20 protein-coding genes are annotated in these 21702 nt (G+C 65.3%); 14 read left to right on the plus strand and 6 right to left on the minus strand.

Annotation, left to right across the window (positions count from 1 at the left end; translation table 11 throughout):
* Nucleotides 1–24 precede the first annotated feature (24 nt).
* On the plus strand, nucleotides 25–2157 hold the full coding sequence (locus U3A55_RS08615) for a (Fe-S)-binding protein (RefSeq protein WP_330991087.1): 2133 nt from the start codon (nucleotides 25–27) through the stop codon (nucleotides 2155–2157).
* Here the strand turns inward: U3A55_RS08615 and U3A55_RS08620 are convergent.
* Both U3A55_RS08620 and U3A55_RS08625 read right to left on the minus strand, forming a co-directional pair.
* Nucleotides 2154–2663, minus strand: coding sequence for a GNAT family N-acetyltransferase (locus tag U3A55_RS08620; protein ID WP_330991088.1), 510 nt, complete (start codon nucleotides 2661–2663; stop codon nucleotides 2154–2156). The genes U3A55_RS08615 and U3A55_RS08620 overlap by 4 nt on opposite strands.
* A gap of 33 nt (nucleotides 2664–2696) precedes the next feature.
* Complete coding sequence (locus U3A55_RS08625; RefSeq protein ID WP_330991089.1) at nucleotides 2697–3938, minus strand: MFS transporter; 1242 nt, start codon at nucleotides 3936–3938, stop codon at nucleotides 2697–2699.
* Between the two features lie 96 nt (nucleotides 3939–4034).
* Between U3A55_RS08625 and hemB the strand changes: the two genes are divergently transcribed.
* Nucleotides 4035–5069 (plus strand): porphobilinogen synthase, encoded by a 1035-nt coding sequence (gene hemB, locus U3A55_RS08630; RefSeq protein WP_330991090.1) that lies wholly within the window; start codon nucleotides 4035–4037, stop codon nucleotides 5067–5069.
* A gap of 382 nt (nucleotides 5070–5451) precedes the next feature.
* Entirely contained in the window at nucleotides 5452–7278 is a 1827-nt protein-coding gene (locus U3A55_RS08635) for an ammonium transporter (RefSeq protein ID WP_330991091.1), read from the plus strand.
* 92 nt (nucleotides 7279–7370) lie between these two features.
* Here the strand turns inward: U3A55_RS08635 and U3A55_RS08640 are convergent, their stop codons facing one another.
* Complete coding sequence (locus tag U3A55_RS08640) at nucleotides 7371–8204, minus strand: VOC family protein (RefSeq protein ID WP_330991092.1); 834 nt, start codon at nucleotides 8202–8204, stop codon at nucleotides 7371–7373.
* Between the two features lie 106 nt (nucleotides 8205–8310).
* Here U3A55_RS08640 and hemL point away from each other — a divergent pair, with 106 nt between their 5' ends.
* Genes hemL through U3A55_RS08665 form a run of 5 tightly spaced genes read left to right on the plus strand, consistent with a single transcriptional unit; the run spans nucleotide 8311 to nucleotide 13689 of the window.
* Complete coding sequence (hemL, locus tag U3A55_RS08645; RefSeq protein WP_330991093.1) at nucleotides 8311–9627, plus strand: glutamate-1-semialdehyde 2,1-aminomutase; 1317 nt, start codon at nucleotides 8311–8313, stop codon at nucleotides 9625–9627.
* A 39-nt stretch (nucleotides 9628–9666) separates the two neighbouring features.
* A complete protein-coding gene (gene hemC / locus U3A55_RS08650) occupies nucleotides 9667–10785 on the plus strand; it encodes a hydroxymethylbilane synthase (RefSeq protein ID WP_330991094.1) in 1119 nt (372 codons plus the stop codon).
* Complete coding sequence (gene cobA / locus U3A55_RS08655) at nucleotides 10782–11528, plus strand: uroporphyrinogen-III C-methyltransferase (protein WP_330991095.1); 747 nt, start codon at nucleotides 10782–10784, stop codon at nucleotides 11526–11528. Before hemC ends, cobA begins: the two co-directional genes overlap by 4 nt.
* Nucleotides 11521–12240: a uroporphyrinogen-III synthase gene (locus tag U3A55_RS08660; protein ID WP_330991096.1), complete on the plus strand. Its 720-nt coding sequence runs from the start codon at nucleotides 11521–11523 to the stop codon at nucleotides 12238–12240. The genes cobA and U3A55_RS08660 overlap by 8 nt, the downstream gene beginning before the upstream one ends.
* Before the next feature lie 39 nt (nucleotides 12241–12279).
* Entirely contained in the window at nucleotides 12280–13689 is a 1410-nt protein-coding gene (locus tag U3A55_RS08665; protein WP_442978293.1) for a DHH family phosphoesterase, read from the plus strand.
* Here U3A55_RS08665 and U3A55_RS08670 read toward each other — a convergent pair.
* Nucleotides 13681–13893, minus strand: coding sequence for a hypothetical protein (locus tag U3A55_RS08670; RefSeq protein WP_330991097.1), 213 nt, complete (start codon nucleotides 13891–13893; stop codon nucleotides 13681–13683). The genes U3A55_RS08665 and U3A55_RS08670 overlap by 9 nt on opposite strands.
* A gap of 127 nt (nucleotides 13894–14020) precedes the next feature.
* Here U3A55_RS08670 and U3A55_RS08675 point away from each other — a divergent pair, with 127 nt between their 5' ends.
* Together U3A55_RS08675 and U3A55_RS08680 are read left to right on the plus strand one after the other, a co-directional pair.
* Nucleotides 14021–14341, plus strand: a complete 321-nt coding sequence (locus U3A55_RS08675; RefSeq protein WP_330991098.1) for a DUF5783 family protein — start codon at nucleotides 14021–14023, stop codon at nucleotides 14339–14341.
* A gap of 38 nt (nucleotides 14342–14379) precedes the next feature.
* A complete protein-coding gene (locus tag U3A55_RS08680; protein ID WP_330991099.1) occupies nucleotides 14380–14736 on the plus strand; it encodes a NifU family protein in 357 nt (118 codons plus the stop codon).
* Here the strand turns inward: U3A55_RS08680 and U3A55_RS08685 are convergent.
* Entirely contained in the window at nucleotides 14733–15026 is a 294-nt protein-coding gene (locus U3A55_RS08685; protein ID WP_330991100.1) for a DUF7130 family rubredoxin-like protein, read from the minus strand. The genes U3A55_RS08680 and U3A55_RS08685 overlap by 4 nt on opposite strands.
* Before the next feature lie 273 nt (nucleotides 15027–15299).
* Here U3A55_RS08685 and U3A55_RS08690 point away from each other — a divergent pair, with 273 nt between their 5' ends.
* The 3 genes from U3A55_RS08690 (at nucleotide 15300) to U3A55_RS08700 (ending at nucleotide 19411) form a co-directional block, all read left to right on the plus strand.
* Nucleotides 15300–16817 (plus strand): hypothetical protein, encoded by a 1518-nt coding sequence (locus U3A55_RS08690; protein ID WP_330991101.1) that lies wholly within the window; start codon nucleotides 15300–15302, stop codon nucleotides 16815–16817.
* 43 nt (nucleotides 16818–16860) lie between these two features.
* On the plus strand, nucleotides 16861–17982 hold the full coding sequence (locus U3A55_RS08695) for an outer membrane protein assembly factor BamB family protein (protein WP_330991102.1): 1122 nt from the start codon (nucleotides 16861–16863) through the stop codon (nucleotides 17980–17982).
* Between the two features lie 115 nt (nucleotides 17983–18097).
* Nucleotides 18098–19411, plus strand: coding sequence for a phosphoribosylamine--glycine ligase (locus U3A55_RS08700; RefSeq protein WP_330991103.1), 1314 nt, complete (start codon nucleotides 18098–18100; stop codon nucleotides 19409–19411).
* Nucleotide 19412: 1 nt separating this feature from the next.
* On the opposite strand, the gene U3A55_RS08705 is transcribed toward U3A55_RS08700, so the two are convergent.
* Nucleotides 19413–20348, minus strand: coding sequence for an ABC transporter permease (locus U3A55_RS08705; RefSeq protein ID WP_330991104.1), 936 nt, complete (start codon nucleotides 20346–20348; stop codon nucleotides 19413–19415).
* Between the two features lie 101 nt (nucleotides 20349–20449).
* On the opposite strand from U3A55_RS08705, the gene U3A55_RS08710 reads away from it, so the two are divergent.
* Nucleotides 20450–21616 carry an ABC transporter permease gene (locus tag U3A55_RS08710; protein ID WP_330991105.1) on the plus strand — a complete coding sequence of 389 codons (1167 nt, stop codon included), beginning with the start codon at nucleotides 20450–20452 and terminating at the stop codon, nucleotides 21614–21616.
* Nucleotides 21617–21702 lie beyond the last annotated feature (86 nt).

Here is a 21702-nt window from a genome sequence, read left to right on the forward strand (position 1 = left end):
CGCGTCCTACCCGGGATAACGCGTATGTCACTACTCGCGCAGGCGTCGGACGTGACCCGTCCGACATTCTGGCGAATCGGCCACGTCGGCGAGGCTCTGTTCTACTACCTCGCCGCCGTCGCCATCGCCATCTTCCTGTACGGCGTCTACGACCGGTTCGCGCGCTACACCCGGGGAAGCGAGGACCCCCGCGAGCGCGTGAACGACCTCGCCGGCCGCGTCGTCTCCGCCGCGAAAATCGTCGCGTCGAACGAGAAGCAGTTCGACCGCGACCGGTACGCCGGCGTGATGCATCTCTTCATCCTCTGGGGCTTCCTCACCCTCCTCATCGGCACCACCATCCTCGCTATCGACATGGACATCTGGACGAAGGCGCTCGGCCAGCCCTCCTTCTGGACGGGCGACTTCTACATCGCGTACTCGTTCGTGATGGACGCGCTCGGCCTGCTCTTCGTCGTCGGCGTCGGCATGGCGCTCTACCGCCGGTACTGGGCGAAGACCGACCGCCTCTACGGCAAGCACACGTCCGCCGAGGACGGCCTCTTCCTCTGGACGCTCTTCGCGCTCGGCGTCGGCGGCTACATCCAGGAAGGCGTCCGCATCCTCGGTACGAGCGCGACCCGCGACGTGTCCTTCGAGACCGCGAGCTTCGTCGGCTGGTTCACGAAGGACGTCCTCCAGCTCGTCGGCGTCACGCCCGAGATGGCGACCGCAGCGTACGCGCCGCTCTGGTGGAGTCACGCCCTGCTCGCGCTCGCGTTCATCGCCACGGTCCCCTACGCGAAGCCGTTCCACATGATTTCGAGCTTCGCGAACGTCGTCACGCGTGACGAGAACGCCGGCAGCCGCCTTCCGCGCGTTCCCGAGGACGCCAGCCCCGACGAAATCGGCGCCTCCGACATCGACGACTTCTCGTGGAAACAACTGCTCGACCACGACGCCTGCACCAAGTGCGGCCGCTGTTCCTCCGTCTGCCCCGCGAAAGCATCGGGTCGCCCGCTCGACCCCCGTGACGTGATTCTCGACCTGAAGAACTACCGCGAGAGCCTCGACAGCGGCGACGGCGAGGAGAAAGCCATCGTCGCGGACGGCGGCACCTCCGTCATCGACTCCTCCACGATGGAGTCCTGCATGAGCTGCATGGCGTGCATGGACGCCTGCCCCGTCGACATCGAACACGTCACGCAGTTCACGGAGATGAACCGCCGCCTCACCGAGTCCGGCCAGATGGACGAGAACGTCCAGGAGACGATGATGGACCTCTTCCAGAACGGGAACAGCTTCGGCGACCCCGCCCGCAAGCGCCCGGACTGGGTCGAGGACCTCGACTTCGACGTGCCGGACGCCCGCGAACAGGAGGTGGAGTTCCTCTGGTACGTCGGCGACTACCCGAGCTACGACGACCGGAACAAGAAGGTCGCCCGCAGTCTCGCGCGCATCCTCCACGAGTCGAACGTCTCCTACGGCATCCTGTACGAGGACGAGCAGAACGACGGGAACGACGTGCGCCGCGTCGGCGAGGAAGGCCTCTTCGAGATGCTCGCCGAGGACAACATCGAGGCGTTCGAGTCGTGTGACTACGAGAAAATCGTCACCACCGACCCCCACTCGTACAACACATTCAGCAACGAGTACGACCAGTTCGGGTTCGAGAACACGGACTCCGTCTACCACTACACGCAGGTCGTCGAGGAACTCGTCACCAACGACCGCCTCGGCCTCTCCGGCACCGAACTCGACTACACCGTCACCTACCACGACCCCTGCCACCTCGGACGGTACAACGGCGAGTTCGAAGCGCCGCGCGAGGTCATCCGCGCGACCGGCGTGACCCTGGACGAGATGCCGCGCAACCGCTCCAACAGCTTCTGCTGCGGCGGCGGCGGCGGCGGTCTCTGGATGGACTTCGACGAGGAACCGAAACCCTCGGAGGAGCGCATCCGGGAGGCCCTCGAGGACACGGACGCTGGCTCCGGCGTCGACCGGTTCGTCGTCGCGTGCCCGATGTGCATGACGATGTACGAGGACGGCCGGAAGACCGGGAGCTTCGAGGACCAGATCGAGATTACGGACATTGCAGAGCTAGTGGTTGAAGCCCTCGACGCGAAGTCGGACGCGGCGGCGTCGGGCGACACGTCGCCCGCGGCGGCGGACTAGCGGTACTCGTTTTCGAGGAGGCGGTATCTGCGTTCGTCGGCGTACGCGCCGTCGTAGAACAGTTCGTCTTCGAGGCGCGCCTCCTCGCGGAAGCCGACGGATTCGAGGACGCCCGCGGAGGCGTCGTTGGATGCGACGAGGCCGGCGCGGAGTTTGTGGAGGCGGCGCTCTCGGAAGGCGTACTCGCAGACGGCGTCGAGCGCGTCGCTCGCGTAGCCCTCGCACTGGTGGGTGGGGCGAATCCAGTAGGAGACGGTGGCGTGGCCGTGGCGTTCGTCCACGCGGAAGAGCGAGCACGCGCCCACGCGGCCCTCGTCTACTCGCACGACGAACCGCGCGCCCTCGTCATCGAGGAGGCTCTCACGCATCTCCTCGCGCGTGGTCGGTTCGGCGAGGAGGAGCGGGGTGCGGAGGCGATGGTCGTTCCACGCGCGGGCGAAGAACTCGACGTCGTCCTCGGTGGCCGGGTCGAGGCTGACGGTGTCGCCGGTGAGGAAGGCGGACATGTCCGTTGGGTTCGCGTCGGCGGGCAAGAGCGGTTACCACTCAGTGAGCGCTCGCGGGCCGTGAGAGGACGCGAGCACCGCGAGGAAGAGGAGGGCGGCGAGGACGGCGGACGCGCCGCCGATGTAGAAGACGGAGTCCATGCCGTACGCGCTCCACGCCCAGCCGCCGAGGAGGGGCGCGAGGACGCTGCCGGGCCGCCAGACGAGTTCGCGGATGCCGAAACTCGACGCGACGCCGTCGCCGTCGGATCCCTCGTCCGCGAACAGGGCCATGCTCGCAGGTTCGCGGACGCTATCCGCGACGCCGAGCAGTCCGTTCAGGACGACGAGCGGGAGGAAGGCGGCGCTGAGTTCGCCGAGGTAGGGAAAGGCTGTGGGGACGCCGAGCGTGCTCCCGATGGCGGGCGTGAGGGGAACGAGGAGGGCGACGACGCCGTAGGTGAGGCCGCCGGCGAACACGAAGAGAGAGCGGCCGAAGCGGTCGCTCAGTCGGCCGGTGAACGGCTGGCAGAGCATGTTCGTGAACTTCTCCGACGTGAGGATGATGGTGACGACGATGGGGGCGTATCCGAGGCCGCCGCGGGCGACCGTGACGCCGGCGAAGAGCGCGAGCCAGGAGCGCGTGAGGGTGACGGCGACGGCGTAGGGCGCGCGAAAGGACGTGAGGGTGAGGATGCGGCGGTTGAGCGCGAGGTCGCTGAACGGGAAGCCGGGAACGCGGGTCTCGTCGGGGTCGAGAACGACGAGCACGGCGAGGAAGGTGAGGAAGAACAGGGCGACGACGGGGACGTAGGCGGCGGCGAACCCGAAGCCCTGGTAGAGGAGGGCGGCGCTGAACATGCCGAGGATGGACGCGGCGAACCGGCTGGCGTTCGCCTTCCCGATGTGGTTCGCGCGGGTCGCGCCCGTCGCGAGTTCGCCGACCATGCCGAGCGTGAGAAGGCCCATGCCGGTGGCGAGGATGCCCTGGAAGCCGCGCGCGACGAGGACGCCCGTGGTGGACGCAACGAACCCGAACCCGGCGTAGGTGAGGACGCCGAGCGCGAGACACGCGAGGAGGACGCGGCGCTTGTCCCCGCTGTCGCCCCAGTAGGCGAGCGGGACGACGGCGAGCGTCTGCACGAGCGTGAACGCCGTGTAGAACAGGCCGGCCATGAAGTCGGAGGCACGGAGCGATTCGACGTAGAACGGGAGGAGGATGGAGACGGTCGCGATGCCGAACCCGGCGGCGAACCGCGCGAGGTAGAGCGCGTAGAACTGTCTGCGGGAGGACACACCGGTACGAGCGCGGGACGCGGAAAATCGATTCCGATTCCGGGTTCCGGTCGGGGTTCGCGAACGCTTTTACTCGCCGCGGCCCCAGTTCGAGATATGGACCTCACGCGGCGGCCGCGCCGGCTTCGACGGGACGGCATCCGTGAACTGGTGAGCGAGACGAGTCTGGACAGTTCGGACCTCGTCGTGCCCGTGTTCGTGGACGCGACGACCGACGAGCGAGTCCCCATCGAGTCGATGCCGGGCCACGAGCGCGTGCCCGTCGACGAGGCGGTGCCGCGGGTGGAGGAAGCGCTGGACGCGGGCGTGGAGGCGGTGATGGTGTTCGGCATCCCCGAGTCGAAGGACGAGCGCGGGACGCGGGCGTGGGCGGAGAACGGCGTCGTGCAGCGCGCCGTCCGCGACATCACGGCGGAGACCGACGCCTACGTCATCACGGACGTGTGCCTCTGCGAGTACACCGAGCACGGCCACTGCGGCGTTCTCACGAGCGAAGCGCGAGAGAAATGGGAAGAGCAGCCCTCTGACGGCGTCCTGGAGTCGGACGCGCGAGAGGGCGGTCGGCTGACCGTACGGAACGACGAGACGCTCGACCTCCTCGCGAAGACCGCGGTGTCGCACGCGGAGGCGGGCGCGGACATGGTCGCGCCGTCCTCGATGACGGACGGCATGATTCGCGCGATACGCGGAGGTCTCGACGACGCGGGCTTCGAGAATCTCCCCGTGATGAGTTACGCGGTGAAGTACGAGAGCGCGTTCTACGGGCCGTTCCGGGACGCGGCGGACGGCGCGCCCGCGTTCGGCGACCGCCGGCACTACCAGATGGACCCCGCGAACCGGCGGGAGGCGATGCGCGAAGCCCGGCGGGACGTGGAGGAGGGCGCGGACGCGCTGATGGTCAAGCCGGCGCTCCCGTACCTCGACATCGTGAGCGACGTGCGCCGCGAGTTCGACCATCCGGTCGCCGCGTACAACGTCTCCGGGGAGTACGCGATGCTGCACGCCGCCGCCGAGAAGGGCTGGCTCGACATCGAGGAGACGGCGCTGGAGAGCCTGCTCTCCATCAAGCGCGCCGGCGCCGACCTCATCGTCACCTACTTCGCGGAGGACGTGGCTCCCGTCCTCGACTGACCAGCGAACGAGTCGCGGAAGCGCCGAAGAGAAATCGTGTTTCGTGAGAGCCCGCCGTGCGTCGTGTGTTCGGGGGTGCGCGCGCGGCGCAAACACTGGGCAAACCCACGATAGAAGCATCTAGTTGACACTACGTTCGGAAAGCGCTGTGGAAACAATTGCCACGGAACTGGACAGAATACATCCTTAAGGCCATAATGTCTGATTAGGTTTTGTGCATATGCACACCAACAGACCCGATATTTTTGTTTCGTAAAGCAAACCATTATACTCTCCTCTTTCATGGTGTCCTTCCGTGAGTTAGACGCATGTTGAAACACAACACGGCAACATCGGTAGACGAACGTCCAACGGCTGACTGCGGAACGACGGAGGTGGCGTGATGGCGAGCCTCATCGAACTCGCCAGTAGCGTTCAGACGGTCTGGACGCTCGTCGTCTGCTTCCTCATCTTCTTCATGCAGCCAGGGTTCGCGCTGCTGGAGGCCGGACAGGTCCGCGCGAAGAACGCCGCGAACGTCGTCATGAAGAACATGATGGACTGGGCGCTCGGCGTCATCGTGTTCTTCCTCATCGGAAACGCCATCTACGCGCTCGCCGGGATGATTACCACCGAGGGCGTCGCCGTCGACGTGAACGCCGCGTTCGCCTACATCGGCGACCCCAGTGCGTACGTCGGCTGGCTGTTCGGCGCGGTGTTCGCGATGACCGCCGCGACCATCGTCTCCGGCGCAGTCGCTGAGCGGATGAAGTTCAGCGCGTACGTGTTCACCGCTATCTGCCTCACCGCGTTCATCTACCCCGTCATCGGTGGGTTCGCGTGGGGCGGGACCGGCCTGCTTTCGAGCGCCGGATACCTCGGGCAGGCCATCGGCGCCGGCTACGAGGACTTCGCGGGCGCAACCGTCGTCCACATGCTGGGCGGCCTCGCTGGACTCGTGGCGGCGTACATGGTCGGCCCACGGACGGGTCGCTTCGACGCGGACGGCAACCCCCATCCGATTCCGGGGCACAGCGTCGTGTTCGCCGTCATCGGGACGTTCATCCTCGCGTTCGGCTGGTACGGCTTCAACGTCGGCACCCAGGCCGTCGTCTCCGTCGGTGACGCAACCGAGCTCGCCGGCGTCGCCGTGAACGGGGCGGACCTCGGTCGCGTCGCGCTGAACACCACGCTCGCGATGGGTATCGGTGCGGTCGGCTCCACGCTCGTCACCACGTTCCGGGAGGGCAAGCCCGACCCACTCTTCGCGGCGAACGGCCTGCTCGCCGGACTGGTCGCCATCACGGGCGCGTGTTTCCACGTCACCTGGTGGGGCGCGCTCATCATCGGCCTCATCGGCGGCATCCAGACGCCCATCGTTCACCGCTGGGTCGTTAACAACCTCAAGATCGACGACGTCTGCGGCGTGTTCGCCGTTCACGGGAGCGCAGGTGCCATCGGCACCATCCTCATCCCGGTGTTCGCCGCTGACGGCTTCGGCGCCGCGCAGCTCGCGATGCAGGTCGCCGGCGTCATCGTCATCGCCGTCTGGACCATCGTCACGATGGCCGTCATTCTCACCATCGCGGACTCCATCTGGGGCCTCCGCGTCGACGAGGACGAAGAAGAGATGGGACTCGACCAGGGCGAACACGGCATCGCCGCGTACCCCGAATTCGGCGGCGAGGAAGCCACCGTCCGCGCGGACGGCGGCGACCTCCGCACCGATGGTGGCGACACCGATGACGACCCCGAACTCGTCACCGACGGCGGCGTCGACCTCCCCGAGGACAAACGTCCCGTCACCGACGGTAGTGGGGGACGCACGGACAAACGTCCCGTCACCGACGGTGGCGAAGACGAGGGCCTCGACCTCGAGTCCGACGCCGAAATCGAACTCGTGATGTCCGTCATTCGGCCCGACCGCCTGAGCGAGGTGAAGACCGCGCTCGCGGAAATCGGCGCGCCGTCGCTCACCGTCACGAACGTCTCCGGGCGCGGCAGTCAGCCCGCGAAGACCGGGCAGTGGCGGGGCGAGGAGTACACGGTCGACCTCCATCAGAAGGTCAAAATCGAGTGCGTCGTCGCGGACATCCCCACGGAGGACGTGGTGGAAGCCATCGCGGACGCGGCGCACACGGGCGAGAAGGGCGACGGGAAGGTGTTCGTCATCCCCGTCTCCGACGCCTACCAGGTCCGGACAGGGAAGACCGGTCCGGACGCAGTCTGACGTAGCGTAGCGGGTCGTATCGCGCGGGAACCGACAGCGAACTCCCATCCATCATCCACTCTTTCGCTGTTCCAAATCGGTGAGCAGCAGCGCTACTCGTCGACGCGCACACGGAGCGTGATGCCATCCGGGTCAACGACCGTGAGGCCCGCGTGTGTTTTCTCGACCGAGTAGTCGGCGGCGGAGAGGCGGTCGGCGGCCGCGTCCAGCGTTCCAGTGTCCGGGACGAGAAGTTCGTACCAGTCAAGGCCGCGGCCCGCCGCGGGCGTGGTGCGGTCCCGCCATGTGTTGAGGCCGATGTGGTGGTGGTAGTCGCTGGCGGCGACGAACAGCGCGTCTTGGCCGAGCTCTTGGCGGACGGAAAGCCCGAGCGCGTCGACGTAGAAGGCGCGGGCGGCCGCGAGGTCAGTGGATTCGAGGTGGAGGTGCCCCACGTCGGTCCCGGGCGGTGCGTCGTCCGCGCCGGTGGCATCCGCGGCGAGGTTGTCAAGCGCGAGCGGGTCAGTCGTCATTTCGACGCGGCCATCGGCGACCGGCCACGCGTCTTTAGGTCGGTCGTAATAGAGTTCGACGCCGTTTCCCTCGGGGTCAGCAAGGTAGAGCGCCTCGCTCACGCCGTGGTCGGCCGCGCCGTCGAGCCGCCAGGTCTCGCGAACGCGTTCAAGGGCGTCCGCGAGCGCGCCGCGGGACGGGAACCGGAACGCGACGTGGTAGAGGCCGGCGGCCGAGCGCGGGCGCTCCGGGAGCCCCTCGTCAGCGCGGAGTTCGAGCAGGGGCGTGTCGCTGGCGCCGAGCGTCGCGGCGTCGGTGGTTCGGTCGAGAACCGCGAGGCCGACGACGCCCCGGTAGAACGCGGCGGCGGCGTCGAGGTCGGTGACGGCGAGCGCGACGCGGCCGACGCGCGCCCCGTCGAGACGTTCGGTCATACCTGAACGGACGCGAGCGAGCGTATAAACGCCGGGGGCGGCGGCGCGGGTCGCCGGCGAGCGTGGAGCGTCAATCCTTTTCCCGAGTCCGGTCCAACCTCGGGGTATGAACCGCGATACGTCGCGCGACCTCTACGACCGCGCGCTCGATTCGCTGCCGGGCGGCGTGAACTCATCCGTGCGCGCCGCGCCCGTGCCGTACCCGACGTTCGTCAGGTCGGGCGAGGACGGCCACGTCGTGGACGCGGACGGGAATCGGTACGTGGACTGGGTGATGGGACTGGGGCCGCTCCTGCTCGGGCACAGCCTCCCCGACCGCGTCACGTCCGCGATTCAGTCCCGGACGGCGGACGGCCCGATGTTCGGGATGCCGACCGAACTCGAAGTCGAGCACGCGGAGTTCGTGACGCGCCACGTTCCCTCGGTGGAGATGGTGCGGTTCGTGAACTCGGGGACGGAAGCCACCGTCTCCGCCGTGCGGCTCGCGCGCGGCTACACCGGACGCGACAAGGTCGTCGTGATGGAGTCCGGCTACCACGGCGCGCAGGAGTCCACGCTAGTGGAGCGCGTCGGACCACGTCCGACGGAACGCGCGAGCGGCGACGAGCCGCGAGCGGTGCAGGGACAGCCGTCGTCGCCGGGGATTCCGGCGTCGTTCGCGGAGCACACGCTCCCCGTGCCGTTCAACGACCCGGAGGCCGCCCACGAGGTGTTCGAGGAGCACGGCGACGACATCGCCGCGGTGCTGGTGGAGCCGATTCTCGCGAACAAGGGCATCGTCGAACCCGAACCCGGCTACCACGAAACCCTCCGCGACCTGGCGGACGACCACGGCTCCCTCCTCGTCTGGGACGAGGTCATCACGGGCTTCCGCGTCGGCGGCCTCCAGTGCGCGCAGGGGAAGTACGGCTTCGACCCCGACCTCACCACGTTCGGGAAGATTATCGGCGGCGGGTTCCCGGTCGGCGCCATCGGCGGGAAGACCGAAATCATGAACGAGTTCACGCCCTCCGGCGACGTGTTCCAGGCCGGAACGTTCTCCGGACATCCGGTGACGATGGCCGCGGGCCTCGAAACCCTCCGGTACGCCGCCGAGGAGGACGTGTACGGCCACGTGAACCGCCTCGGCGAGCAACTGCGGTCGGGCCTTTCGGACGTGGTCGCGGACCAGGCGCCCGAGTACTCCGTCGTCGGGACGGACAGCCTGTTCAAGGTCGTGTTCACGCGCGACGGCGAACGGCCGCGGAACGGCGGGGACGTCGGTGACGCGAGCGTGGAGCGCTGGAACCGCGTGTTCCGCCCGCAGATGCAGGACCACGGAATCATGCTCTCGCAGAACCAGTTCGAGAGCCAGTTCGTCGCGGACGGCCACACCGAGGAGGACGTAGAACAGACCATCGAGGCGTACGCGGACGCGCTCTAGAAGGGAAGGGGGTTTCAACGACGCCCTCCCAGTGTTCGTATGGACAAGAGCGAGCCGATTCGGCTGGCGACGCGGGGGTCTCAGCTCGCGCGCCGGCAGGCGGCCGAGGTGCAGGCCGCCCTCGAAGACCGCCGGTACACGGTGGAAATCGTGGAGGTGGAGACCGAGGGCGACCGCATCACGGACGAACGCATCCAGGACCTCGGGAAGACGGGTGCGTTCGTGCGCGCGCTGGACGAACGCGTCCTCGAAGGGGAGGTGGACGCGGCGGTGCACTCGATGAAGGACATGCCGACGGACGTGCCGGACGACCTCGTGACGGCGGCGGTGCCGCGGCGCGCGAGCGCGGGCGACGTGCTCGCGACCGTCGAGGGGGAGAACCTCGACGATCTGCCGGAGGGCGCAGTCGTGGGGACGTCGAGTCTCCGGCGGAAGGCGCAGGTGTTGAACGCGCGCCCCGACCTGACTGTGGAGCCGATTCGCGGGAACGTCGACACCCGACTGGAGAAACTGCTCGCGCCCGCGTTGCAGGCCGAGCACGAGCGCCGACTGGACTACGAGAAGGAACAGCAGTCCGCGGAGGCGCGCGACCAGAAGCGCGACGGCGACGACATCCATCAGGACGACGAGCGCGAGTACGACCGGGACGTGGAGGAGTGGTTCAGTTCGCTCTCCGAGCTCGAACGCGCGGCGATGGAGCGCGAGGTCGAGACCGAGTACGACGCCGTCGTGCTGGCGCGCGCCGGCCTCGAACGCAGCGGACTGGCGTACGACGTGGCGCTCACCGACCTCGACGTGAACGACCACGTACCCGCGCCGGGACAGGGCGCGCTCGCGGTGACGGCGCTCGACGGCGACGTCGCGGACGCGGTGCACACGGCGCTCGACCATCCGCGTTCGCGGGTGGAGACGACGACGGAACGCGTCGTCCTCGAAGAGCTGGGCGGCGGCTGCATCGCCCCCATCGGCGTGCACGCGTTCATCCAGGGCGGCGTCGTCCGCACGCACGTCCAGGTGTTCAACGAGGACGGCAGTGAGTCCGTCGTGGAGACGCGCGAACTCGACATCGACGACTACGCGCCCGAAGCCCGCGACCTCGCGAACGACCTCCGCGAGCGCGGCGCGGCCGACCTCATCGCGGAGGCCCGCCGAGAATGACCGGAACCGTGTACCTGGTCGGGAGCGGGCCCGGCGACCCCGAACTTCTCACCGTGAAGGCTCGCCGCCTGCTGGACGAGGCGGACGTGGTGCTGCACGACAAACTCCCCGGGCCCGATATTCTGGAGACCATTCCCGACGCGAAGCGCGAGGACGTGGGGAAGCGTGCGGGCGGCGAGCGCACGCCCCAGTCGGAGATAAACGAACGCCTCGTCGAACTCGCGCGCGAGGGAGAACAGGTGGTTCGCCTGAAGGGCGGCGACCCGTTCGTGTTCGGGCGGGGCGGCGAGGAGATGGAGTACCTCGCCGACCACGAGGTTCCGTTCGAGGTCGTGCCCGGCGTCACCTCCCCGCTCGCCGCGCCCGCCGTAGCGGGGATTCCCGCGACCCACCGCGACTTCGTGTCGAGCGTCACGCTCGTCACCGGCCACGAGGACCCGACGAAGGCGGAGTCGAGCGTGGACTGGAGCGCGCTCGCCGCCACCGGCGGAACGCTCGTCGTGCTGATGGGTGTGGGGAAACTCCCCGAGTACACGCGGGAACTCCGCGAGGCGGGGATGGACCCGGCGACGCCCGTCGCGCTCGTCGAGCGCGGGACGCGACCCGGTCAGACGGTCGCCACCGGCACCCTCGAAACAATCGTCGACGTGCGCGACGCGGAAGGCATCGAACCGCCGGCCGTGACGGTCATCGGCGAGGTGGCGCGCGTCCGCGAGGACGTGGAGGCGTTCCTCGATGCCTGACATCGCCGTTTTCCGGCCCGACGACGGCCGGCTCGCGCGGGCGGGCGAACACCTCGAAACGCGTGGCGCGACGCCCGTGCTCGACCCGATGCTCGAAGTCGCACCCACGGGAAACACGCCCCGAGACGACGCGGACTACGCGGTGTTCACGAGCAAGACGGGCGCTGAACTCGTCAGCGCGGCGGGCTGGACGCCCGGTGATGCGACGGTGTGCGCAATCGGCGAATCGACGCGGGTTGCACTAGAAACGGAGGGGTTCGACGTGGGCGTGGTTCCCGGGGAGTACTCGTCTACCGGCCTCGTGGACGCGCTCCGGGGCGAGGTCGGTGGGTTGCGCGTGGAAGTCGCGCGCTCCGACCACGGGAGCGACGTGCTGCTCGACGGCCTCACCGAGGCGGGGGCGTACGTCCACGAAACCGTGCTCTACCGGCTTACTCGCCCGGAAGAGAGCGGCGTGTCGACCAAACGGGCGGCCGCCGGCGACCTCGACGCGGCGTTGTTCACGTCGAGTCTCACCGTCGAGCACTTCCTCGACGCCGCGGACGACCGCGGGTGTCGCGCGCAGGCTATAGAAGGCCTGAACCGCGCCGTCGTCGGTACCATCGGCGAACCGACCCGGCAGACAGCCGAAGAGCGCGGCATCGCGGTCGATGTCGTGCCCGACGAGGCGAGTTTCGAATCGCTCGCGGACGCGGTGCTCGACGACCTGTAGGGCGGACGTTTATAGCCGAGAGCGGCCTAGTCCTTCTCGATGAGTGAGTCCACGGTGTCCTTCCCCGTCCCCGAACTCGAAGCGCGCGCACGCCGATGTGCGGACGCGCTCCGCGACGCGGACGCGGTCCTCCTCGCGTCCCACATCGACGCCGACGGCCTCACGAGCGCCGGCGTCGCCTCCCACGCCCTCTCCCGGGCGGGTATCGACCACGAGACCCGCTTCGAGAACCAACTCGGCCCCGACGAGATAGCAGACATCGCCGACGCGGACTACGACACGGTTCTGTTCACGGACTTCGGGAGCGGGCAGCTTGACGAGATAGTCGAATACGACTTCACGCCCGTGGTCGCGGACCACCACCAGCCCGCCGATGTCGACATCGAACACCACCTGAATCCCCTCCTCGAAGGCGTGGACGGCGGGAGCGAACTCTCGGGGGCGGGCGCGGCGTACGTGCTCGCGCGGGCGCTCGGCGGCCCCGAGAACAGGGATTTGGCGGCGCTCGCCGTCGTCGGCGCGGTCGGCGATATGCAGACGGAGGGCGGGGAACTGGTCGGTGCGAACACCGTCGTCGCGAAGGAGGGCGTGGAGGCGGGCGTGCTCGACACCGCGCGCGGCCTCGCCGTGTACGGCGTGCAGACCCGCCCGCTGCCGAAACTCCTCGCGTACGCGAGCGACGTGCAGATACCGGGAATCACGAACGACCGGCAGGGCGCGGTGCGCTTCCTCGCCGGCCTCGACCGCGACCTCCGGCGGGACGGGGAGTGGCCGACGTGGGCGGAACTCACCGTCGCAGAGAAGCAGACGGTGGCGAGCGCGCTCATCCGCCGCGCGATACGCAACGGCGTCAGCACGGAGGACGTCGAGGATCTCGTCGGAACGACGTACACCTTGACCGAGGAGGAACCGGGGACGGAGGTGCGGGACGCGAGCGAGTTCTCCACGCTCCTGAACGCGACAGCGCGCTACGAGCGTGCTGACGTGGGGCTCGCGGTGTGTCTCGGCGACCGAGATGGCGCGCTCACGGATGCTCGGGAACTCCTCACAGAACACCGGCGGAACCTCTCCGCGGGCGTGCGCTGGGTGGAGGAGCACGGCGTCACCCAGGAGGAGCACGTGCAGTGGTTCGACGCGGGCGACGAAATCAGGGACACCATCGTCGGCATCGTCGCGGGGATGGCGATGAGCGCGGACGGCGTGCGGTACGACAAACCCATCGTCGCGCTCGCGCGGAAGAACGAGGCGGAGCTGAAGGCGTCGGCGAGGGGGACGAGTCGGCTCGTGGACGACGGCCTCGACCTCTCCGTGGTAATGGGGGAGGCCGCCCGTGCCGTCGGCGGTGACGGCGGCGGCCACACTGTCGCGGCGGGCGCGACCATCCCGGACGACGCCGTCGAAGCGTTCGTCGACGAGGTCGGGCGGCTGGTCGCGGCGCAGTTATCCTAAGTCGAGCACGCCGGCGTACGCGAGCACGGAAACGGAGAACGCGTAGACAGCGCTCACGGCAGCTAGCGCGATGAACGGGACGGAGAGCAGGCGGGCGGTTCGGTAACCGATGAACCCTCTGGTAGTGCCCAGGACGACGAATCCGCAGAGCGTCGCGGCCAGTGTGACGACGGCGGCGGCGACGAGGCGGTCACGGCGGCGCATACAGGGACGTGGCGGAGCGCCGGCAAATCGGTGTCGGTCACCCGCCACACCCAATTCTATATCTCCGTATTTGGTTTATTGATGGTGAATCGGCCGGTTTTTACTCCCGACTCCCCCGAGTAGGAGTATGAGCGACTTCACGCCCGAGGAGTTCGAGGAGGAGAAGTATACGGAGTACTTTTCGGAACTCCAGACCGCGTACAAGCGGGCGTTCAACGAACTGAACGGGACGTACGACTCCACGCTGATTCACGCCATCGACCAACAGATTCTGAACGAGAGCGAACCACACTACGAGGGCGATGGCGAGTTCAGCATCGAACTCCCGGACAACCCCATCGACCGCCTGACTGGCGTACCCGTGAGCGACGAGAAAGCGGAGGAGACGCTCGACGTGTACGTCGCGGAGTTGAAGAAGCAGTTGCGCGCGACGTTCGATTTCGCGTAGTCCAAGAACTTAAGCCGCCAGACACCGTATCCCGCAGTATGAGCACCGAGAGTCAGTCCGGCGACGACCTGGAGGAGCGCATCAACAACTTCCTCCGCCGGAACTTCCCCCAGATTCAGATGCACGGCGGGAACCACGCCATCCAGAACATCGACCGGGAGAACGGCACGGTCAGCATCTCCCTCGGCGGCGCGTGTTCCGGCTGCGGCATCAGCCCGATGACGATTCAGGCGATCAAGTCCCGGATGACGAAGGAGATCCCCGAAATCAACACGGTTCACGCGGACACCGGCATGGGTGGCGGGCACGGCGGTGACGGCGGTATGAGTCCCTCGTTCCCCGGTGAAACGACCGAGGACGGCGAGGACGACGAAGGCCCGCAGGCCCCGTTCTAATCCTCGGTCCAGTAGTAGAGTTGTTCTTTTTCGGCGCCACAGGACGGACACTCATCGGGAAGTCCGTCGTGTAGGTCGCCCAGTTCGCCGCACTCCGAACAGCGCCAGGTGAGTTCGGCCTCGCCGAAGGCGTGGCCGGCGCGTTCGTGTTCGATGGAGAGGGATTCGACGCCCTCGCGAGTGGTGACGTAGAAGCCGTCCTCGTCGAACCCGCGGACGGTGCCGAGTTTCCGGCCGTCCTCGTCGTGAATCGTTGCGCCGAGCGCGACTTCTGGCGGGTCGTCTGCCATACGTGAGGAATCGACGCCAGCCGGGATAAAAGCACCCACCAACCACCCGATAAATCCAATACTGCGATATAGAAGTCGGGAGTGGTGCGCGCACACGAGTTTCTGGATAGAGAGCAACCAAGATGCAGAGCATACATTCACTTTAAACGACATTAGTGAGAAATTCAGATGATAAGAAGTATAGAATTCAATATCAGTCATAGGAGCCAGTATTAAGAAAGAATGTGTTTTCCCTGGGGAAGATTTATTTACAGATAGTTTAGACAGAGTAGTATGGTGGATTTCACTAGTATTAATCGCAGGGAAGCGGTGAAAGGTGTGTTGGCAGCTTCGTTCCCCGCAACCGAACGGATACTTGGGAACGCCACAGACCAGGAGTCTAATAAGAGATACGTCGGATATTCCTATTGCCCCATGACAGAGCAGGGGCAGACGACTGCTACTGCAATCCTAGATTTGAATCAAGATGGGCTTAAAGGAGTTCTAAACGTAGCGGGATTTCGAATCCCGATTGGCCAAAGGAGTCGTATAGACGACTCCGCGGATTCAGACAATATATCAAAATACCATTTTTCGTCTAATAAGGAAGCACATCAAGAGGTAGTACGAGACTCTACAGTCGGCCTAAAGGGATATATTCAGATGACTGACTCTCAAGCAACAGGAGTCGTAAGTAGGCCATCTGGGGCATTTGGCGATATTGCATTCACATTGGGAGAGAGTAGCAAAGGGTTCACTAGCGAGCTGGTGAAGCGGAGCCTCAACACTGCTAAACGCAAAGTAAGCATTCAGTCATTCGACAGAATGGACATCCCCACAACGGGAATACCAAGAGAGAATAGCTTTGAAAGCCTCGATGTGTTGGACGAGACCAGTTTAGACAGTGGAACCGCCCGGAGGACAGCGGCACGTTCCGAGAAAGTAGATAGCCGAGATGGAGTTTCAACAGAATCTACATCAGGACATGATGTTGGAATATTCGACCAAAGTAACGCCGGCCCAAACTCTCTAACCCACGTTTTCGACGATAATTGCAGTGCGTCAAGTGCTACAATGACGTGGGAGTATGAGTTCGCCACATCCTCTATAATCAGGTACAATCAAGGGAGTCCTGCATACGGAATCGACACTGATTACGACGAGATAGAAGCGCAAGGCGGTGAAAAACCATTCCACCTGCAAGCGTACTTTAGCGATCCCCCTGATCCACTCGTACTCCCCTGTGACGAACGGCCCGGCTACCCGTACGCCTCAAAAGTAGAATTCTGGGCACAGCACGACGAAGAAAACTCATATAATAAAGCGAATCTTGAGGACGCTGTTCCAAACTCTACAGATTCACAAGACCCAAGTCTAATCCTCGATACAGTACTCAATATTATTTCCGGGGTGGGAGGCCCGTGGGTTGCTGGCGTTGCATCAATCATTGATTACGCGCTCACCTTATCAGATGTAAATAACGGAACCATACGTCGAACTACTAACGATGGTGGGATACGTCAGTGGTACTGGGATCTTCCGTTGAGCTATGGTGGCTCAAATAACCCCGGAAATAATTTCTTCCCAGATGCTAAGAATGACACAGCTGGTGTCAAAGTTTTTGTCGAAAACACCGCTGCCGAAGGAATAGACGTCAGTATAGACACTAAGAGTAAGATGACGTGGGGTTATTATGATTACACAGACGGTCGCTGCCCATGCGGAAATACAAACTTTACGACTATACTAAAGACACAGCAAACAATCCCCCATACGAACACTTGCACGTACAAAAGTGTATTATCTGATTAGATATAATACACTTAATCCCAACTGAATACCCAAATATAAAATAATGAATCGAAGACAGTTTCTCTCGGGCGTCGCCGGCGGTGGTGGACTCCTGCTCGCTGGCTGTCTCTCCCCGGAGTACACGAAAACCCACGTCTACTCCGCAGGCGAGACGATGATCGCTGGCCCGACAGTCACAGACGATACGGCCTACTTCACCATTCAGGTTCGCAGCCGGGATAATAAATCGAACGCGGGAACGCTCCTCGGCGTCGATCTCACGACGGGCACCCGGACGGCGAAGATCCCGTACATCGTCGAGTACGCGTCCTGGGAGCGCGACATCCCTCTGCAATCCACGCGACCAATCGTTGACGACCAGCAGGTGTTCATCGGCGGGCGTGCACCCGTCGCCTACGATCTCTCGGGCCAGGAGCTGTGGACGGTCGATTTCGTCGAGCAGTTCAGTGCACAGGCCTCGCTACGCCCGCCGCGCGTCACCGACGATACGGTCTATTTCGGGCTGTCCACCGGCGACATCTGCGCACTCCACCGAGAGACGGGTGAGGTTCTCTGGAAAACATCGCTTGGTGACGGAGGGATTAGCGGCTGGAAGCCTCTTGAGGCCTCCATAATCGCGGTTGACACGAGTGGAGTGATTGCGATGCTGAATCAAGAATCAGGGGCTATCGAACGACAGCGAACATTCAAGCGCGGTGGAGACGGGGGGCCATTCACAGTTGGCTCAGCGCTATCCGTCAGAAAAGATGGGGTTTACGTCGAAGGGAACGGCATTGTTTCTCGATTCGGCCGCGAACTACAGACTACATGGACGCAGCCACTCCCACTCGACTGGGCACACCCACCAGTCATAACGGAAAACAACTGTTACGTCATCGGGGAGAAACCCGAAGACTCGACCGGCTACCTCTACAAGGTAGACCGGGAAAGCGGACGGTTGGAGTGGGAGAAATCACTCGCCGCCAAACTGGGCGGCTGGGAGGCAGTTAGGGCCGGCGATCAAATATACACGTGGGGCGAAAACCAGGAGAGTGTTGGCGTAACGACGCTGGACGGCGACGTTGTCTACGAGATTCCGTTCGAGTCACAGATAGCGGGCGTCAGAGAAATAGAGGACGGCGTGAGTGTTCTGACGACCGACGGAGAGCTATTCAAAGTGAGCTAGCGGATGTAATGGTCTCTCCGTCGGTGGAATCGGAATCCACCGAGAGAGACGTATATCGAAGTCGATAGTGTGCGAGCGCCCCCACGGTTTAGGAGGTTGGGGGCGTCCAGTCCGTATGGACGCGAAGAACTTCCTGTTTGTCTCCGCTGACGCTGCACTGATTACCGACCTGGCCTGGCAGGTCCACAGAGAAGGCCACGCCGTGAAGTACTACATCGAAGCGGAGAGCGACAGGGAGATCGGCGACGGGTTCGTACCCAAAACGGACGACTGGCGCGCGGACGTCGAGTGGGCGGACGTCATCATCTTCGACGACATCTGGGTCGGTTCAGACATCGGGACCGGCGAACTCGCGCAGGAACTCCGCGAACAGGGGAACGCGGTCGTCGGCGGCACGCCGAACACCGACCATCTCGAGGAGGACCGCGGGTACGCGATGGAGGTTCTCGAAGAGCACGGCGTCAACACCGTCGAGCACCACGTCTTCCACGAGTTCGATGCGGGCATCGAGCACGTCCAGGAGAACCCGGCGCCGTACGTGATTAAGCCGCTCGGGGAGGTGCAGAACGTCAAGCGACTGTTGTACGTCGGGAACGAGGACGACGGCAGCGACGTCGTCGACGTCCTCCGCGCCTACAAGAAGGCGTGGGGCCACCGAATGAGGGGGTTCCAACTACAGCGGAAAGTCGAGGGTGTGGAGGTCGCTATCTGCGGGTTCTTCAACGGCAACGAGTTCATTGACCAGGTCAATTTCAACTTCGAGCACAAGAAGCTGTTTCCCGGAAACATCGGCCTCTCGACCGGCGAAATGGGGACGTCGATGTTCTGGGCCGGGCAGAACAAGTTGTTCGAGGAGACATTCGGCAAACTGGAAGACTGGCTCGCCAACGAAGGATACGTTGGGAGCATCGACATCAACTGCATCGTGAACGAGACCGGAATCTACCCATTGGAGTTCACGCCGCGCTTTGGCTATCCGACGATTGCGCTGCAGCAAGAGTCCATCGAGTCATCGACTGGCAAATTCTTCTACGACCTCGCACATGGTAATGACCCAGAAGTAGAAGTGCACACCGGCTACCAGATCGGCGTGCGGATCGTCCTGCCGCCGTTCCCGTTCGACGACGAGGAGACGTACGACGAGAACTCGCGGAACGCAGCGGTGGTGTTCGAGACGGACAGCCGCGACGGGATCCATCTCGAAGACGCGAAGAAGGTTGATGGTCAGTGGCGCGCGGCGGGCGACAACGGAATGCCCATCGTCGTGACCGGCAAGGGCGACACGATGCACGCCGCGCGCGAGCAGGCGTACGACCGCATCGACGACATCGTGATGCCGAACATGTACTACCGGGACGACATCGGCGAACGGTGGATCAACGGTGACGGCGACCGCCTGCAGGCATGGGGCTACCTCGGGCCGGCGTAGGTCAGGTCACGCGGGGGTCGACGGCGAGGCGGACGACGTCCCGGAGGAGGGAGCCGAGCACGCCGAGCGCGACCATGCCGAACACGGCGGTGAAGCTCAGCATCGGGTCGCCCGCGCCGAACCCGTTGAACACGGCGACGGCAGCCCCGGGAACGTCGAGGACGCCCTCGACGACGATGGTGGTGAGGACGAGCAGTCCGAGCGCTTCGCCGAGGACGGTGGAGACGAGGGTTGGCCAGGTGTTCCGGAAGACGTGGCGGGCGACGCGGAGGCGGCCCGCGCCCTTCGAGCGCGCGGTCTTGACGAAGGGGTCGTCGAGGCGGTCGGCGGTGACGCCCTTGACGTGGCGTATCTGGACGGCGGTGAGGGAGAGCGCGACGATGCCAGCGGGGAGCGCGAGACGGGTGAGGTTCTGGGCGTGGAGGAGGCCGAGTTCGGGGTCGTAGACGCGAACCCAGCCGAGGACGGTCGGGTGGTAGGCGAACGCGAGTTCCGCGAGGAGGAACGCGGGTACCGCGAGGCCGACGTAGGAGACGACGGAGAGCGCGCGGTCGAGGCGGCTTCCGGGTTCGACAGCGGCGTACGTGCCGACGCCGAGGCCGACGGCGAGCGAGACGAGGACGCCGGGGACGAGGTAGGTGAGCGTGACGGGGAGCCGGGTGGCGTAGAGCGAGACGACCGACGTGTCGTAGTAGAGCGAGCACCCCCAGTCGACCGTGAGGAAGGCATGCATCCACGCGAGGTACTGGTCGAGGGGGCCGCCGTCGGCGTCGAGAACGGCTCCGAGACCCATCTCGACTTCCGCGAAGAAGACGCGGCGGGTGTCGGGGAGGACGGCGAGCACGAGGTAGGTCGCGGTGAGCACGACCCAGACGACGGCGACGGCCCACGCGAGTCGGCCGAGGACGTAGCGGGCGTCGCCGCCGAGGGATGCCATACCCACGATGGATGAAACATCACTCATAAATCCACGTGTACCGGATTTTCTGTCCGGCTAGCGCGGCGTTACGTAGGTGTCTCGTGGCGGTGTGAACGCGAATGACCGGGACGCCCGGCGACCGACGGATCGACTGGACGGCGGACACCAGTCGCGGCTACTCGCCGCCCGCCGTCGCCGCGCTCGCGGGAGTGCTCGCGGTTCTCGCGGCGTTCGCATACACGGCCGTCACGCCGGGCCGGAGCCTTCTCGGATACGAAATCAGTCGACTAGAGTGGCTGTGGATGGCGAGCCTCTGGCTGTTCGTCGTCGCGAGCGGCACCGTCGTCGCGAACGCCGACCGCCAGGACGCCCGGAACGCGCTCGCGTACTTCGCCCGCCATCCCGCGGCCGCCGCCGGGACGTTCGCCGCGCTCGCTGTCTTCCTCGCGGGCACGCTCGGCCCCGTCTTTCTCGACCCGCCCGCCGTCAACATCCCCTATCGGAACCAGCCGCCGGTCTACACGAGCGTCCCCAAGTACAACGTCGTGCAGTGCTACAACCCCGTGGGAGACCGGTGTTACGGCACCTGGTCGGCCCCGCTCGGGACGAACGCGCTCGGACAGGACATGGTGCAGTTGCTCGTGTTCGGCGCGCGGAACGTCGTCCAGCTCGCGCTCGTCGCCATCGCGCTCATCGTCCCGCTCGCCACCCTCGTCGGCACCGTCAGCGCGTACGCCGGCGGACGTATCGACCGCGTGCTCGCCGGGTCAGCGGAGAGCCTGAAAGCAGTGCCGGCGCTCCTCGTGTTCTTCGTCTGGCGGTGGCTCTCCGGCGACGGCACGCTCTTCATGCTCGTCGTCTCCTTCGGCCTCGTCAACTGGGGGAGCGTCGCCACCGTCGTCCGCAGTCGCGCGCTCGACGAAGTCGCAAAGGACTACGTGCGCGCGGCGAACGCGAGCGGCGCGAGCGCCGTGCAGGTCGTGCGCTGGCACCTCCTCCCGAACGTCTCCCGGAGTGCAACCGTCGCCGCCGTCTCCCAGATACCGCTCTTCATCACCATCGAAGCGACGCTCTCCTTCCTCCGGTTCGGCACGCCGCCGTCCCCCCTCCTGCTCCGCCCGCCGACCGTCATCTCCTGGGGCGACATGATAGGCAGTAACATCTCGTCCTTCCAGCGATACTGGTGGACCGTCGCGATACCCGTCGCCGCCCTCCTCGCCACCATCCTCGCCGTCAGCCTCCTCAGCGACGCGATTCAAGACCTCCTCGGCCCCCGCTCAACCTAGAGCCGACCGCTGGCTCGCGGTCAAGTACACGAAGCCCACAATGCCCGATTGCTTGTTCTTATCGTCCTGCGCCCACGTTTTACGTC

The organism is Salarchaeum sp. III (genome assembly GCF_036418315.1).
GTDB lineage: Archaea > Halobacteriota > Halobacteria > Halobacteriales > Halobacteriaceae > Salarchaeum.